The sequence below is a fragment of the Massilia pseudoviolaceinigra genome (assembly GCF_030846505.1).
Lineage (GTDB): Bacteria > Pseudomonadota > Gammaproteobacteria > Burkholderiales > Burkholderiaceae_D > Telluria_A > Telluria_A violaceinigra.
Map to the genome: position 1 here is coordinate 188,242 of NZ_JAVCWL010000005.1, position 15,892 is coordinate 204,133.

Consider the following 15,892-nt stretch of genomic DNA (forward strand, 5'->3'; position numbering starts at 1 on the left):
ACTCCCTGTCACCGAAAGGACACCGCCTTGACGCTGTTACGCCACCTCTCGATCCAAAAGAAATTGATGTTGAGCATGGCAGCCTGTTTGCTGCTGTTCGTGGCGATCTCTTCCACTCTGAGCATCATCATGACCGGGCGCGGCATCCGCGAACGGGTGGTCGAGCAGGAATTGCCATCCGTGATCGGCGAGATCCGCAACGACGTGCTGCGCCAGATCGCCGTTCCGCTGGCGACCTCGCTGGCGCTGGCCAACAATAGCTACGTGCAGGCGTGGGAGGCGGAAGGCTTGCCGGACACCGGCATGGAAGCCTGGAAAGCCTACGCCGGCCAGATAAAGGCCAGGAACAAGGCCGCCACCGTGTTCTGGATTTCCGAGTCGACCGGCAAGTACATGACCGACCAGGGCTTGAGCCGCACCCTGGCCAAGGCCGCCGGCACCGATCAGTGGTTCTACGGGTTCCTGGCCAGCGGCAAGCCCTACACCCTGGACCTGGACAAGGAAGTCGGGTCCAACGAATTCATGCTGTTCATTAATACCCGTGCCGAAGCCGCCGGCGGCAAGCTCGGCGTGGCCGGCCTGGGCCTGTCGGTGACGTCGCTGGCCGATACCATCCGCGCCTACCGCATCGGCCAGTCCGGCTTCGTGTCGCTGGTGCGCGCCAATGGCCTGGTGCTGGTGCACCGCGACCCGGCGCTGGCCGACGGCAAGCATTACCTCAAGGATTTGCCGGGCTACGATGAAGCGCTGAGCAAGACGCTGCTGAGCGGCGCCAAATTCACCCACGCCGAAACCGACCTCGGGCCAGCGCGGCGGATGGTGGTGTCGTCCTTTGTGGCAGACCTGAACATGTATGTGGTGGCCGAAGTGCCGGAAGCCGAAGTGCTGGGCAATGTGGCGCGCGACGCCACCGTCTCGGCCCTGGTGGCGGCGCTGATCGGCGGCGGCATCGGCCTGTTCGGGATTTTCCTGATCAGCCGCGCGATCGCCGGCCCGGTGGCGCGCGCCGCCCACATGCTGAGCGACATCGCCGGCGGCAATGGCGACCTGACCCGCCGCATGCCGGTCGAAAGCAGCGACGAGGTGGGCGAACTGGCCGAGGCCTTCAACCGCTTCGTGTCCTCGCTCAACCTGACCATCAGCCAGGTGCGCGGCAGCACCGAAACCATCGCCGCCGCATCGAGCGAAATTGCGGCCGGCAATATGGACCTGTCGGGGCGCACCGAAGCGCAGGCATCGAGCCTGGAAGAAACCGCCGCCGCCATGGAACAGATGACCTCGACCGTGAAGCAGAACGCCGAGAACGCCAGCCAGGCCAATCAGCTGGTCGTGTCCGCCTCGACCCATGCCGTCAAGGGTGGCGAAGTGGTGGGGCAGGTGGTCAGCACGATGGGGTCGATTACCGACAGTTCGCGCAAGATCGTCGACATTATCGGCGTCATCGACAGCATTGCCTTCCAGACCAATATCCTGGCCCTGAACGCGGCCGTGGAAGCGGCGCGGGCCGGCGAGCAGGGACGCGGCTTTGCCGTGGTCGCCAGCGAAGTGCGCAACCTGGCGCAGCGCTCGGCCAGTGCCGCGCGCGAAATCAAGACCCTGATCGACGACTCGGTGCAGAAGGTCGACGCCGGCAGCCGCCTGGTCGACGAAGCCGGCGTGACCATGCACCAGATCGTCACCTCGGTGCAGCAGGTGGCCGACCTGATGAGCGAAATCGCCGCCGCCAGTTTCGAGCAGAGCCAGGGCATCGGCCAGATCAACCATTCGATCAGCGCCATGGACGACGCCACCCAGCAGAACGCGGCGCTGGTGGAAGAAGCGGCCGCGGCGGCCAAGTCGCTGCAGGACCAGGCCGCCAACCTGGCCAGCGTGGTCAGCGTATTCAAGCTCGACGAGAGCGCCACGCCGCCGGCCGCGCGCGCCGCGCCAAGCCGGCCCGTGCCCGCCACCCGCAGCGTGGCGCGCGCGCCGGCGCCACGGGCGGCCGGCAAGCCGGCCAGCAAGCCGGCCAGCAAGCCGGCCAGCAAGCCCAGCGGCAAGCCGGCGGGCAAAAGCGCCGCCCCGGCCGCGGGCGACGACTGGGAAGAATTCTGAACGCAGTCCATTTGTCTTCGACTTTCAACCACGGGACCATCATGAACGCAACCATCCTGCGCCGCCTGCCCGCGGCCTGCATCCTTGCGACGGCCAGCCTGGCCGGCGGCGCCGTCCAGGCGGCCGAATGGAGCGACACGGCGATCAGCTGGCGCACCGGCGAGCGCTATCGCGAACCGTTCAACCGCGAGTACGTCGGCAAGCACATTTTCGCGCTGACGCACGCCAGCGGCTACCAGTACGGCAGCAATTTCTTCAATGTCGACATGCTCGTTTCCGACAGCAAGGACCCGGCCTCGCTGAACCAGACCGACGGCGCCCAGGAAGCCTACGTGGTGTACCGCCACACGCTCGACATCGGCAAGCTGCGCGGCGCCCCCGTCAAATTCGGCCCGGTCAGCGCGGCCGGGGTGACCCTGGGCTTCGACTGGAACACCAAGAACGATGTCGGCTACAACTCGCGCAAGCGGATGCTGGTGGCCGGCCCGACCCTGATGTGGGATGTGCCGGGCTTTCTGTCGACCAGCATCTTGCTGCTACACGAGAGCAATGCGCCGAGCGGCGCCTTTCCGCCCATCTCCAACGTGCGCGGACGCTACACCTACGACCTGCATCCCATGCTCACGGCCAGCTGGGGCATCCCGCTCGGCACGCTGTGGGCCTTCGAGGGCTTCGCCAACTTCATCGCGTCCAAGGGCAAGAGCGAAACCGGGGGCGACACCGGCGCCGAAACCAACATCGACATGCAGCTCATGTTCGACGCCGGCGCGGCCATGGGCTACAAGAAGCGCACCTTCCGCGTGGGCCTCGAATACCAGTACTGGAACAATAAATTCGGCAACACGTCGGCGATCACGGGCGGGCAGGGCTACCGCGCCAAAACGCCGATGGTGCGCGTGGCCTACCACTTCTGAGGGGTCGGCAGCAATCTTGCAACTTTTGCTATAACATGGTTGGCTCGTTGTCTTACTTTTTGCCCACCGGAGCCCATCATGCAAGAGTTGATCCTGTACGTCGATAGCCGTTTCACCAGTCCGTGGGCGATGTCGGTGTTCCAGACCCTGACCGAGAAGCAATTGCCGTTCACCTTGCACACGGTCGACCTGGAGAAGGGCGAGCAGCATCAGGCCCGCTTTCGCGACCTGGGCCTGACCGGACGCGTTCCTCTGTTGGTGCATGGCGAGCTGGTGCTGGCCGAGTCGAGCGCCATCGTCGAGTATCTGGAAGAAGCCTTTCCGCCGCCGGCCTGGCGCGCGGTGCTGCCGGCCGGGCTGGAGCAGCGCGCCCGCGCGCGCCAGGTCCTGGCCTGGCTGCGCAGCGACCTGATGGCCCTGCGCGCCGAGCGCACCACCGAAGTGGTGTTTTGCGCGCCCACGGCCACGCCGCTGACGGCGGCCGGGCAAGCCGCGGCCGAGCGCCTGATCCGCATCGCCGAGCGTCTGGTGACGGGCGAGCACCTGTTCGGCGAGTGGTGCATCGCCGACAGCGAGCTGGCGCTGGTGCTCAACCGGCTGATTTTGAACGGCGATCCGGTGCCGGAACGCCTCAAGACCTACGCCGCGGCGCAGTGGCAGCGCGACAGCGTGCGCCAGTGGGTGGCCAAGCCGCGAGGCCAGGCAGGGGAGTGACCCGGGGAACTCGGAGGCAAGGATTGCGCTGAATTCCATCGGGCTGTATATTGTTGCCGAAAGGGAGCAGCAATGGAAGAGCGACGCAAGAATCATGCAATGGCCGCGACGGTGGAGAAGGCAATCCTTCTCAAGGACACCGTTTCGGTTCACCAAGCCGCAATTTACCTGGCCTCGGGCGGCGTGCCGCTCGATGTGACGGGACGCGTCCTCACGACCCCGTACCGGCGCGGCATGGTGCGCTCCGGGGTCAGCGACGAGGCCTACACCACGCTGCCGGCAACCCCGGCGGCGGCGCCCGTACGCGCGCCCGCCGCTGCTCCCACACCCGTGGCCGCGCCTGCAGCTGCTCCCGCACCTGCACCCGTACCTGCCCCCGCCGCTGCGCCAGCACCTGTAGCGCCAGCGCTTGCGCAGTCGGCCGCCCCCGCGTTGCCGCTGCCCTTGCGCGATGCCGAGCCTGTGCAGGATACGGTCACGGTGCCGCAGATGGTGCCGGGCACGCCGCCGGCTACGCGTTCGTCCTGGCGCGACATCATCCATTCCGCCGGACCCACGTTCCGCTAGCGCCCGGCCGGTTTTCCCGGCCGGCTGTTGTGAAACGTTAACAAAATAACGGTGATTTTCACCGTGCGTATCCGATCCTGCCGCTCATCGAGCGCACCTGCCGGTGGCGGCCGCGCCATCGTTTCACGATGGTTGATGCCGCATCCCGGGCCACGCCATGGCGCGCGCTGTTAACTCGTTGACACCTAAAATCGATGGGTGTTATATTCGTGTGCTTGCGATGGTAACGTTTCCAATCCGACGTTGCCCCGGCGAGCGGACACAGATCCGCACACAAGGAGACAGGATGCACAGAGCACACAAGCTGGCGCTGGCGGCAGCGCTGGCGCTTGGCTGCGCCACGGCGCACGCGGTCGGACCTCAAGCCGAACGGCCAAAGGCGGAGGTGATTCACTGGTGGACCTCGGGCGGCGAATCGGCCGCCGTCAAGACCATCGCCGACGCCTACCGCGCCGCCGGCGGGGCCTGGATCGATACCGCCGTCGCCGGCAACGAGCAGGCCCGCGCGGTGGCGGTCAACCGCATCGTCGGCGGCAATCCGCCCGCCGCCGCCCAGTTCAACGCCTCCATGCAATTCCTCGACCTGGTCGAACAGGGCATGCTCAATCACGTCGACGACATCGCCGCCAAAGAGCGCTGGGATACGACCCTGCCGGCCCCGATCCGCGACGTCATCAAGGTCAAGGGCCATTACTACGCGGTGCCGCTGAACGTGCACATGCCGACCTGGATCTGGTATTCCAAGGCTGCCTTCAAAAAAGCCGGCATCGCCAGGGAGCCGGCCACGATGGACGAACTGTTCGCCGCGCTCGACAAGCTCAAGGCGGCCGGTTTGATTGCGCTGGCGCACGGCGGCCAGTCGTGGCAGGAGAATATCGTTTTCATGGCGGTGCTGGCCAATGTGGGCGGCAAGGACCTGTACCTGGGCGTATTGCGCGACCGCGACCCGCGCGCGATCGCGTCCGAGCCGTTCAGGCAGGTGCTGCTGGCGTTCAAGCGCCTCAAATCCTATGTCGATCCCGGCTCGCCCGGGCGCAACTGGAACGACGCCACCGCGCTGCTGGTGAACGGCAAGGCCGGCGTGCAGATCATGGGCGACTGGGTCAAGGGCGAATTGAATGCCGCCAGACTCAGCGCCGGCAATCAATACGGCTGCATCACCGGCTTCGGCGCGCGGGCACCGTTCCTGATCCAGGGCGACGCCTTCATCTTTCCCAAGAGCGCCAACGCCGACACCATCAAGGCCCAGAAGCTGCTGGCCGGCGTGATGGTGGCGCCGGCCACGGTGGCCGCCTTCAACCGGATCAAAGGTTCGCTGCCGGTGCGCGCCGACCTCGATGCCTCCGCGCTCGACGCCTGCGCCCAGGCCGCGCTGGCGGTGATGAAAGACCGCACGCGCCACGTCGGCAACGGCGAGGTGTACCTCACGCCCGACCAGAACGGTGCGCTGGTCGATGTGCTGACCGCGTACTGGAACACCGCCATGCCGGTCGAGAAGGCGCAGAAGAATATCGCCGCCGCCCTGAAAGGCTGACCGATGCGCATCCGCCACCCGCTGCGCCAGGTCATTCCCTTTGCCGCACTGCTGCCGATGGCGCTGACGGTGATCGTCGGCTATCTCGGCACGGTCCTCTGGTCGCTCAGGATTTCGCTGACCAACTCGCGCAGCTTCCCGTCCGATACCTTTGTCGGCATGGCGCAGTACACGCGCCTGTTCGAGAATGAACGCTGGCTGCTGTCGCTGCATAACCTGGAGCTGTACGGCGTGCTGTTCATCGGCGCCTGCCTGGTGATCGGCTTCCTGCTGGCCGTGTTCATCGACCAGAACGTGACCGGCGAAGGCGTGCTGCGCACGATCTTTTTATATCCGTATGCGATGTCGTTCGTGGCCACGGGCCTGGTGTGGCAATGGATGCTCACGCCCGGCAACGGCATCGAGCAGGCGGCGCACCAGTTCGGGTTCGCGGGCTTTTCGTTCGACTGGATCGTCGACCAGGACATGGTCATGTACACGGTCGTCATCGCCACCGTGTGGCAGGCCTCCGGCCTGGTGATGGCGATGATGCTGGCCGGCCTGCGCGGCATCGACGGCGAAATCTGGAAGGCCGCGCGGCTCGACGGCATTCCCACCTGGCGCGTGTACCTGTCGATCGTGCTGCCGATGATGTGGCCGACCATTGCCACCGTGCTGCTGCTGCTCTCGACCGCGGTGGTCAAGCTGTTCGACGCGGTCGTGGCCATGACCCAGGGCGGCCCCGGCACGGCCAGCGAAGTGCCGGCCAAGTTCATCATGGACCACCTGTTCGGCCGCGCCAACATCGCCCTGGCCTCGGCCGGCGCGGTGGTGCTGCTGGTGCCGGTGCTGGCCATGCTGGCGCCGTACGCCTATGCGCGCAGCCGCAAGGATCGCGCATGAAGCGGCGCTCGTACTTCAATCCGGCGCGCATCGGCATCTACGCTTTTCTGATCAGCGCCGCGCTGTTCTTCCTGCTGCCGCTGTACGTGATGCTGGTCACCTCGGTCAAGCCGATGGAGGAAATCCGGCTCGGGAACATTTTCGCGCTGCCTCTGCAGATCACCCTCGAACCCTGGCGCGACGCCTGGAGCGGCGCCTGCACCGGCGCCTCGTGCGAAGGCATCCGCGGCGGCTTCTGGAATTCGGTGGCGATCACCGTACCGAGCACCATCCTGCCGATCCTGATCGGAGCCCTGAACGGCTACGCGCTGTCGTTCTGGAAGCCGCGCGGCGCGTCAACGCTCTTCGGAATCCTGATGGTGGGCGCCTTCATTCCGCTGCAGGTGATGATCTATCCGCTGGTGCGGGTGCTGGCCACGTTCGGCCTGTTCGGGTCCCTGGCGGGCATCGTGCTGGTGCACATGATCTTCGCCATGCCGGTCATGACGCTGCTGTTCCGGAACTACTACGCGGCCATTCCGCACGAATTGTTCCAGGCCGCGCGCATCGACGGCGGCGGCTTCTTTCGCATCTTTATCCACGTCATGCTGCCGATGTCGCTGCCGATCATCGTGGTGGCCGCGATCATGCAGGTGACCGGCGTGTGGAACGACTACATCCTGGGACTGGTGTTCGCGGGGCGCGACAACGCGCCGATGACGGTGCAGCTCAATAACGTGATCAACACCACCACCGGCACGCGCCTGTACAACGTCAACATGGCCGCCACCATCCTCACGTCGCTGGTGCCGCTGGCGATCTATTTCATTTCAGGGCGCTGGTTCGTGCGCGGAATCGCCGCCGGCGCGGTAAAAGGGTAATCAATGTCGAATGTCTGTGTCCGCAAGCTGTGCATCACCCTGGGTGGCAACGAGATTATCAAGGACCTCGACCTGGCGGTGGAGGAGGGCGAGTTCCTGGTGCTGCTGGGGCCTTCCGGCTGCGGCAAATCGACCCTGTTGCACAGCATCGCCGGGCTGATCGAGGTCAGCGCCGGCACGGTGGAAATCGGCGGCGAGGACATGACCTTCGCCGACCCGAGCGAGCGCCATATCGGCATGGTGTTCCAGTCGTACGCGCTGTACCCGACCATGACGGTGGAGAAAAACATGTCCTTCGGGCTGCGCATCAACGGCACGCCCAAGGCGCAGATTGCGCGCCGCATCGCGCGCGCCGCCGGCATGCTGCATCTGGAACCGCTGCTGTCGCGCAAGCCGGCGCAGCTCTCGGGCGGACAGCGCCAGCGCGTGGCGATCGGGCGCGCGCTGGTGCGCGAAGCGGGCGTGTTCCTGTTCGACGAGCCGCTCTCGAACCTGGACGCCAAGCTGCGCGCCGAACTGCGGCGCGAACTCAAGCTGCTGCACCAGACGCTGCGCTCGACCATGATCTACGTGACCCACGACCAGGTCGAGGCGATGACCCTGGCCACCCGCATCGTGGTCATGCGGGCCGGTAAAATCCAGCAGATCGGCGCGCCGGCGCACGTGTACGAGCGTCCCGCCAACCTGTTCGTGGCCGGCTTTCTCGGTTCGCCCTCGATGAACTTCATCGATGGCGCGATCGATGCCGACGGCTGCTTTGCCGGCAACGGCTTTCGCCTGGAAGGCGGCGCCGCGGGCGCGGCGGCCGGCCAGGCGCTGGTGCTCGGCATCCGTCCCGAGCACATTCGCATCGCCGACGACGGCGCGCTCGAAGGCACGGTGGCGCTGGTCGAACCGATGGGCAACCACCAGATCGTGTGGATCGCCACCGCCGGCCAGCAGCTCTCGGCCATCGTCAACGACACGCGTGTGTTCGCGCTAGGCGAGACGGTGCGTTTCGCGGTCGACGCGGCGCGCGTGTCGCTGTTCGACAAGGCCACCGAGCAGCGACTGTGAGCGGCGCGACGCCACTTTGTCTGGAAAGGGGCGCGCCGGGCATGCATAATTCGCGGTTTGCGGTATGCTTTCGCTGTATTTACTAATCTGACCGATCAAAGGAAGTCGTGGCCAATATCAAAGACGTAGCACGCCTTGCCGGCGTAGGCCTGGGAACCGCGTCGCGCGTGGTCAGCGGCAAGGGCTCGGTCTCGCCCGCGACGCTCGAACGGGTCAAAAAAGCCATCGCGGAACTCGATTTCCGCCCGTCGCACGCTGCGCGCTCGCTGCTGTCCGGGACGTCGCAGATGATCGGCGTGTACATTCCCGTCCTCAAGGGCACCTTCTACACCCCGATCCTGCAGTCGATCGACACCGCGCTGCGCGCCGCCGGCCTGCACATGGTGGTGGCGTTCGGGGTCGGCTCGGGCGATGCGCGGCGCCAGGCGATCGAAGGCATCGATTTTTTGATGGAGCGTGGCTGCGATGGCCTGATTTTGCTGACCAATCACCTGTCGGACGAGGACATCGCCGCGCTCGGACCGAAGCAGTCGCGCGTGGTGGTGCTGAACCACTGCTTCGCCAGCATTGCCGAGCAGTGCTTCTCGGCCGACCATACCGAGGGCGGCATCGCGGCGGCGCGCGCGCTGCTGGAGCACCGGCATCGCAAGATCGCCGTGATCGCGGGGCCATCCACGTCGCCCGACAACGTCGATCGTATCGCCGGCTTCATGGGCGAGCTTGAGCGCAACGGCATCAATACCGAAAAAATGTGGGTGGCCGAGAGCGATTTTTCGCCCGAAGGCGGATGGGCCGCGGCGGCCGAGCTGGTGGCCTCGGGCCACAAGTTCACGGCGCTGTTTTGCGCCAATGACGAAATGGCGGTCGGCGCGCTGTCGTACTTCCAGGACGTGGGGCTGTCGGTGCCGGGCGACGTGTCGGTGCTCGGTTACGACGATACGCCGAGTGCGCAGTTCTCCGCACCGCGCCTGACCTCGGTGCACATTCCGTGGCGCGACGTGACCCTGAGCGGGCTCAACGCGCTGCTTAACCGCTGCTACGGCAGCGCGCATCCCGTGGAGCGCGATTTTCCGATCAGCGTGACCGTGCGCGCCTCCCTGGGCAAGCCGGCCAAGCGCCGCGCGGAGTAGGGGTGGAGGCGGCTGCGCCGCTTAACCTCCACTCCCGAGGTCACTACAACCACCGCCGCCGCCACTGGCACCACCACCGCCACCACCACCACCCCACCACCATAGTCGTTCGCACCGCCACCGTCGTTCCTGGCACTGCCAGAAACGACTTCCCGCGCCAAGGCGGCACTCGGCGGGAACGACGGTGGCGGTGGTGGCGGGGGCGACGGCGCTGATGGAGGCCGAAACGACCTGGATTTACGCAATCTTATGATTGACAAAATTTCTTCATCGTCGCACTATTAACCTTCGGTTGGGAGCGTTTCCAACTTGTGGCAGCAGCAGATCGGACCCTGGCAGCGGTGTTCACCGGCGGGGATTTCCACTTTTTCGCACTGATACCATGATCAAGAATTCCTGTCTTATCGCAGCCGTCGCGCTGCTGCACGCCAGCCATGCCGGCGCCGCTCCCCACACCCTGACCGAGTGGCCGCGCGTGCGCAGCGCCATCGCTCCCGACGCCGCGCTCGAAGCCAAGGTCGCCGGCATCGTGGCCGGCATGACCTTGGCGCAGAAGATCGGCCAGATGACCCAGCCCGAAATCAAGGCCATCACACCCGACCAGGTGCGCGAGTTCTACATCGGCTCCGTCTTGAATGGCGGCGGCAGCTGGCCGAACGGGAACAAGTACGCTACCCCGGCCGACTGGGTTGCGCTGGCCGACAAATTTTACGACGCGTCGATGAGCACCGACATGAAAGTGAAAGTGCCGGTCATCTGGGGCATCGACGCCATGCACGGCAACAGCAATGTGTACGGCGCCACCCTGTTCCCGCACAATATCGGCCTGGGTGCGGCCCACAACAAGAAGCTCGCGCTGCAGATGGGCGAGGCGGTCGGCAAGGCGGTGCGCGCGACCGGCATCAACTGGGTGTTCGCACCCACGCTGGCGGTCACGCGCGACGATCGCTGGGGGCGCACCTACGAGAGCTTTTCGGAAGATCCGGCGCTGGTGAACAGCTACGCCGCCGAATACGTGCGCGGCATGCAGGGCAAGTTCCGCGACGACGCCAACGTGGTCGCCACCGCCAAGCACTTCATGGGCGACGGCGGCACCGACCAGGGCAAGGACCAGGGCATCACCAAGGCCACTCCCGCACAGATGATGAACATCCACGGTGCCGGCTACTACAGCGCCCTGCAAGCCGGCGCCCAGACGGTGATGGCGTCGTTTAACAGCTGGGACGATGTCTCGTCCGGCAAGGACTACGGCAAGGTCCATGGCAGCGGCGAGCTGCTGACCGATATCCTCAAGACCAAGATGGGCTTCGACGGCCTGGTGGTGAGCGACTGGGACGGCATCGGCCAGGTCAAGGGCTGCCGCAACGACAGCTGCGCCCAGGCCATCAACGCCGGCATCGACCTGGTGATGGTGCCGAACGACTGGAAAGGCTTCATCGCCAACACCATCAAGCAGGTGGAAGCGGGCGAGATTCCAATAGCGCGCATCGACGACGCCGTCACCCGCATCCTGCGCGTGAAGCTGCGCGCGGGCCTGTTCGGACAAAAGCCGTCGGCCGGCAAGTACGCCGGCAAGCCGGAAGCGCTGCAGGCGCGCGCACTGGCGCGCCAGATGGTGCGCGAATCGCTGGTGCTGCTCAAGAACGACCGCGGCACGCTGCCTCTCGCACGTGGCAAGAAGATCCTGGTGGTCGGTAAAAGCGCCGACGACCTGTCGCTGCAGACCGGCGGCTGGTCGCTGACGTGGCAGGGCACCGATAACAAGAACAGCGACTTCCCGAACGGCGAAACCATCCTGGCGGGCATCAAGGACGCCGCCGGCGCCGCCAACGTGACCTACAGCACCACCGGCGAAGGCGTCGACGTGGCAGCGTTCGATACCGTGGTGGCGGTGATCGGCGAGACGCCGTACGCGGAGTTCGGCGGCGACATCGGCCCGTCCGGCACGCTGCGCCACAGCGGCCGCCATCCGGAAGACCTGGCCGTGCTCAAAGCCGTCGCCGGCAAGGGCAAGCCGGTGGTGACGGTGCTGGTGTCGGGCCGCGCGCTGTACACGAATGACCTGATGAATTTGTCCGACAGTTTTGTCGCCGCCTGGCTGCCTGGCTCGGAAGGCAAGGGCGTGGCCGATGTGCTGTTCAAGGGCGCGCATGGCTTCAAGGGCAAGCTGTCGTTCTCGTGGCCGGAGTCGATCTGCCAGGCGACCGTAAACGTGGGCGACGCCGATTACGCGCCGCTGTTCAAGACCGGTTACGGCCTGACCTACGCCAGCAAGCAAAAGGTCGGCCAGCTCGACGCCACGTATGCCGATGGCGGCTGCGGCGTGACCAATCTGTACCCGGTATTTAACCAGTCGGACCGCGCCACCTGGCCGCTGTACGTGGTGGTGGGCGACAAGCGCAGTGCGCTCGGCGCCGATTTGAACAACGCGTTCACCCAGCCCGGTGTGAAGATCGAGACCTCGCAGGTGAACACCCAGCAGGATGCCAAGAACGTGACCTGGAGCGGCCCTGCGCGCCTCGAAGCGCACGGCGCCAAGGCGGTGGCGCTGCCGGCCTTCGCCAGCAAGGATGGCGCGCTGCAGTTCGATACCATCGTCAACACCGCGCCGGCCGGCAAGGTATTGGTGTCGATGAACGGCGCCGCGCTCGACCTGACGACGGTGTTCAAGGGGCTGGTGGGCAAGGCCAAGCAGACCGTCAGGATTCCGCTGGCCTGCTTCACGGCCAAGGGCGCCGACCTGGCCAAAGTGGAAACGCCGTTCGCGGTGGCCAGCGACGCGGCTTTCAGCGCGGCCTTTGCCAATATCGAGGTGGCCGGCGGAGCTGCGCTCGAGAAGGATGCGCTCAAGTGCGCGGACCTGAAATGAGTGTTGGCGCGTCCCTGAGTGATTGGCCGCGCCTTCTGGCCGACGTGGGCGGCACCAACGCCCGCTTCGCGCTGGAGACGGCGCCGCGCGTGTTCGACGCGGTCCAGGTGCTGCCCTGCAGCGACTACCCGGGCCTGGGCGATGCCATCGAGGCATATCTCGCCAGCGCCCCGGTGCTGGCGGCGGCCGTTACGCCGGTCCGGCACGCAGCAGTGGCCATCGCCAATCCGGTCGACGGCGACGAGATCCGCATGACCAACCACACCTGGAGCTTTTCGATTGCCGCCCTGCGCGCGCACCTGGACCTGGCGACCCTGCTGGTGGTGAACGATTTCAGCGCGCTGGCGATGGCCTTGCCCTGGCTTGGGGCCGGCCAGCGGGTGCAGGTTGGCGGCGGCGAGGAACTGCCCGGGCGCACGATAGGCCTGGTCGGTGCAGGGACCGGGCTTGGTGTGTCAGGCATCATTCCGGCCGCGGGCCGCTGGATTGCGCTCGCCAGCGAGGGCGGTCACGCCAGTTTCGGGCCTGGCGACGAGATCGAAGACGGCCTGCTGCAACGCCTGCGCCGCGAGTACGGTCACGTATCGGCCGAACGGCTGTTGTCCGGCTCCGGGCTGGAGCTGATCTACAGCGCCATGGCCGGCGCTTCCCTGGGCGCGGCGGCGATCACCGAGCGCGCGCATGGCAGCGACGCCGCAGCCATGCGCGCGGTCGACTGCTTTTGCGGGATCCTCGGTTCCGTGGCCGCCAACGTTGCGTTGACCCTGGGTGCGACGGGCGGCATGTATATCGGCGGCGGCATCGTGCCGCGTTTCGGCGCGCTGTTCGCGCAGTCGCCATTCCGCGCGCGCTTCGAGGCCAAGGGACGGCTGAGCGCATACGTGATGCGGATACCGACGTATCTGATCACGGAAAAATATCCCGCCTTCCTCGGTGTATCGGCAATGTTGTCGGAGCAGATGGAGCGGGGGACCGATTACCACCAAGGAGAATGTGGGCGGTGAAGTCAGCATCGGCAGATTCCTGATCAATTTCATGGGCGAAAAACACATCGCCGGATTGGGCGCCGACACCGCCGCGAAATACGCCACCGTTTACTGGGGTGGCGCGATGGCTGGCCGCTTCATCGGCTTTGTGGCGATGCGCTGGCATTCAGGGCGGCCTGCTCGATCGCGCTGATCCTGGCAGGGGTGTTCGGCACCGGCCTGACGGCGATGTGAGCGATCCTGCTGGTCGGCCTGTGCAACTCGATCATGTTCCCGACCATTTCAGCATGGCGCTGCACAAGCTGGGCAAATCCATGGGGATGCCATTCGTCATCGTCATCATTCGGACGACGCTGGGGTGAACTTGCGGGGCCGGCGCGCTGTCAAAAAGTGACAAGTGCTCGTGCGCGAGCTTCAATCCCAACCTCATCAGGAGATCGACATGCTCAACAAGAAACCAGTAAAACGAATGTTAGGCGCTGGCCTCGCAGCAGTGCTGTGCGCCGCGCTGGCGGTTCAGGCCCAGACGGGCGGAACGCAGCAGTCCGGCAGTCAGGGCGGCACCGGACAGAGCGGGACCGGACAAGGCGGGACGGGACAGAGCGGGACCGGACAAAGCGGGACCGGACAGAGTGGCACGGGGCAAAGCGGCAGCGGGCAGGGCGGCACCCAAGGCAGCACCGCCAGCGGTACCGGTGGCACCGCAACCGTGAGCAGCGCGGACCGCAAGATCGTGACCGACCTGGCCATGGCGAATATGTCCGAAATCGAGGCGGCCCGTACCGCACAGAGCAAGAGCCAGGACGATAAAATCAAGAAATATGCGCAGCAAATGATCGACGACCATACCAAGGCGCTGAGCGAGGTGCAGCAACTGGCGCAGACCAAGGGCATCACCTTGCCATCCACGCTGGACCGCGCGCACAAGGCCAAGGCCGACAAGCTGGCAGCACTCTCGGGCGATGCTTTCGACCGCGCCTACATGGCGCAGGCGGGCGTGGCCGAGCACAAGAAAACCCACAGCATGCTGACAAGGGCACAGGGCCGCGCCAAGGATGCCGATATCAAGGCGCTGGTGACGCGCATGACGCCGACCGTGGACCAGCATCTGAATGCGGCGCAGGAACTGCACGGCAATAAGAACAACGCCAAGGGCAGCTCGGGCACGGCCACGGAGAAATCCGGGCAGTAGCCAGCAGGCAAGGCAGGCAAATCCGGCGCGCCAAGCGGTAGATGCCGGCGGGGGGAGGGACGCGAGCGCGAGCTGAGCGGTCACGCTACAATGACCGTTCATGCTCGCGATCCTCGCCATCACCTTTCCGTTTTTCGCATTGGTCCTGTGCGGCTACCTTGCCGTGCGGCGCCATTTGCTGCCGCAGCTGGCCATTCCGGGCCTGAACAGCTTTGTCCTGTACTTTGCCTTGCCGTGCCTGCTGTACCGCTTCGGCTCGACCACGCCGCTGACCCAGCTGCTCGACGCCGGGCTGTTCGGCGTCTACCTGTTGTGCGCGCTGGCGACAGTGGGTCTGGCCATGCTGGTCACGTTGCGCCGCGCCGGCTGGAACGATGGCGCCTTCGGCGCGCTGGTCGCGGCCTTTCCCAACACCGGCTTCATGGGCGTGCCGCTGCTGCTGGCCCTGCTCGGGCCGCGCTCGTCGGGACCGGTGATCGTGGCGCTGGTGGTCGACCTGGTGATCACGACGTCGCTGTGCATCGCCCTGTCGCGCCTCGGGCCGGCAGGTGGGCAGAGTAGCGCGGCAGCCCTGCGCAACGCCCTGGCCGGCATGCTGCGCAACCCCATGCCGTGGTCGATCCTGCTCGGCGCGCTGGCGTCCGGCGTGGGGCTGGTATTGCCCGCGCCGCTGATGAGAACCATCAGCCTGCTGGCCGACGCCGCCTCGCCCGTGGCCCTGTTCACCATCGGTGCGGTGCTGGCGCGCTCGCAGATGAACGCCAGCGGCGCCACCGCACTGGCCGATTTTGTTCCGATTGCCCTGATCAAGCTGCTGATCCACCCGCTGCTGCTGCTCGCCATCGGCCATGCCGCCATCGGCCTGGGCATTCCCATCGACCCGGCGGCCCTGACCGCGCTGGTGCTGGTCGCCTGCCTGCCCAGTGCCAGCAACGTGGCGCTGCTGACCGAGCGCTTCGGCGCCGACACGGGCAGGGTGGCGCGCATCATCCTGGTGTCGACCGGGTTGTCCTTCCTGAGCTTTTCGGCGGCCGTCGCGTTGCTGATATGAAACATTTCCGACTTCTGGTAGCCTGTTTGTGAAATAATAAAGG

General features: G+C 65.9%; 14 protein-coding genes and 1 pseudogene. All 15 read left to right on the forward strand.

Annotated features, from left to right (window positions below; genetic code table 11):
- The first annotated feature begins 27 nt into the window (after positions 1–27).
- The 15 genes and pseudogenes from RBA40_RS07025 to RBA40_RS07095 all read left to right on the forward strand — a co-directional run bounded on the left by RBA40_RS07025 (position 28) and on the right by RBA40_RS07095 (position 15,849).
- Positions 28–2,094: a methyl-accepting chemotaxis protein gene (locus RBA40_RS07025; RefSeq protein ID WP_306647063.1), complete on the forward strand. Its 2,067-nt coding sequence runs from the start codon at positions 28–30 to the stop codon at positions 2,092–2,094.
- A 41-nt stretch (positions 2,095–2,135) separates the two neighbouring features.
- Positions 2,136–3,008, forward strand: coding sequence for an outer envelope protein (locus RBA40_RS07030; RefSeq protein ID WP_306647064.1), 873 nt, complete (start codon positions 2,136–2,138; stop codon positions 3,006–3,008).
- 78 nt (positions 3,009–3,086) lie between these two features.
- On the forward strand, positions 3,087–3,722 hold the full coding sequence (gene yfcF / locus RBA40_RS07035; protein ID WP_306647066.1) for a glutathione transferase: 636 nt from the start codon (positions 3,087–3,089) through the stop codon (positions 3,720–3,722).
- 72 nt (positions 3,723–3,794) lie between these two features.
- Positions 3,795–4,289 carry a hypothetical protein gene (locus RBA40_RS07040; protein ID WP_306647068.1) on the forward strand — a complete coding sequence of 165 codons (495 nt, stop codon included), beginning with the start codon at positions 3,795–3,797 and terminating at the stop codon, positions 4,287–4,289.
- A gap of 286 nt (positions 4,290–4,575) precedes the next feature.
- Positions 4,576–5,823, forward strand: a complete 1,248-nt coding sequence (locus RBA40_RS07045; protein ID WP_306647070.1) for an ABC transporter substrate-binding protein — start codon at positions 4,576–4,578, stop codon at positions 5,821–5,823.
- 3 nt (positions 5,824–5,826) lie between these two features.
- The gene (locus RBA40_RS07050) at positions 5,827–6,705 is read left to right on the forward strand and encodes a carbohydrate ABC transporter permease (protein WP_306647071.1); all 879 of its coding nucleotides are present in this window, start codon (positions 5,827–5,829) and stop codon (positions 6,703–6,705) included.
- Entirely contained in the window at positions 6,702–7,565 is an 864-nt protein-coding gene (locus tag RBA40_RS07055) for a carbohydrate ABC transporter permease (protein ID WP_099874011.1), read from the forward strand. Before RBA40_RS07050 ends, RBA40_RS07055 begins: the two co-directional genes overlap by 4 nt.
- Positions 7,566–7,568: 3 nt before the next feature.
- Complete coding sequence (locus tag RBA40_RS07060; RefSeq protein WP_306647073.1) at positions 7,569–8,621, forward strand: ABC transporter ATP-binding protein; 1,053 nt, start codon at positions 7,569–7,571, stop codon at positions 8,619–8,621.
- Positions 8,622–8,728: 107 nt separating this feature from the next.
- The gene (locus RBA40_RS07065; RefSeq protein ID WP_099874013.1) at positions 8,729–9,751 is read left to right on the forward strand and encodes a LacI family DNA-binding transcriptional regulator; all 1,023 of its coding nucleotides are present in this window, start codon (positions 8,729–8,731) and stop codon (positions 9,749–9,751) included.
- Positions 9,752–10,133: 382 nt separating this feature from the next.
- Complete coding sequence (locus RBA40_RS07070; RefSeq protein ID WP_306647075.1) at positions 10,134–12,620, forward strand: glycoside hydrolase family 3 protein; 2,487 nt, start codon at positions 10,134–10,136, stop codon at positions 12,618–12,620.
- Positions 12,617–13,594 (forward strand): annotated as a pseudogene (locus tag RBA40_RS07075) (glucokinase); the annotation flags it as partial. The gene RBA40_RS07070 and the pseudogene RBA40_RS07075, both read left to right, overlap by 4 nt.
- A 19-nt stretch (positions 13,595–13,613) precedes the next feature.
- Positions 13,614–13,799, forward strand: a complete 186-nt coding sequence (locus tag RBA40_RS07080) for a hypothetical protein (RefSeq protein WP_306647076.1) — start codon at positions 13,614–13,616, stop codon at positions 13,797–13,799.
- Between the two features lie 37 nt (positions 13,800–13,836).
- Positions 13,837–13,968, forward strand: coding sequence for a hypothetical protein (locus tag RBA40_RS07085; protein WP_306647078.1), 132 nt, complete (start codon positions 13,837–13,839; stop codon positions 13,966–13,968).
- Between the two features lie 80 nt (positions 13,969–14,048).
- Complete coding sequence (locus tag RBA40_RS07090; protein WP_306647080.1) at positions 14,049–14,798, forward strand: DUF4142 domain-containing protein; 750 nt, start codon at positions 14,049–14,051, stop codon at positions 14,796–14,798.
- Between the two features lie 100 nt (positions 14,799–14,898).
- The gene (locus RBA40_RS07095; RefSeq protein ID WP_306647082.1) at positions 14,899–15,849 is read left to right on the forward strand and encodes an AEC family transporter; all 951 of its coding nucleotides are present in this window, start codon (positions 14,899–14,901) and stop codon (positions 15,847–15,849) included.
- Positions 15,850–15,892 lie beyond the last annotated feature (43 nt).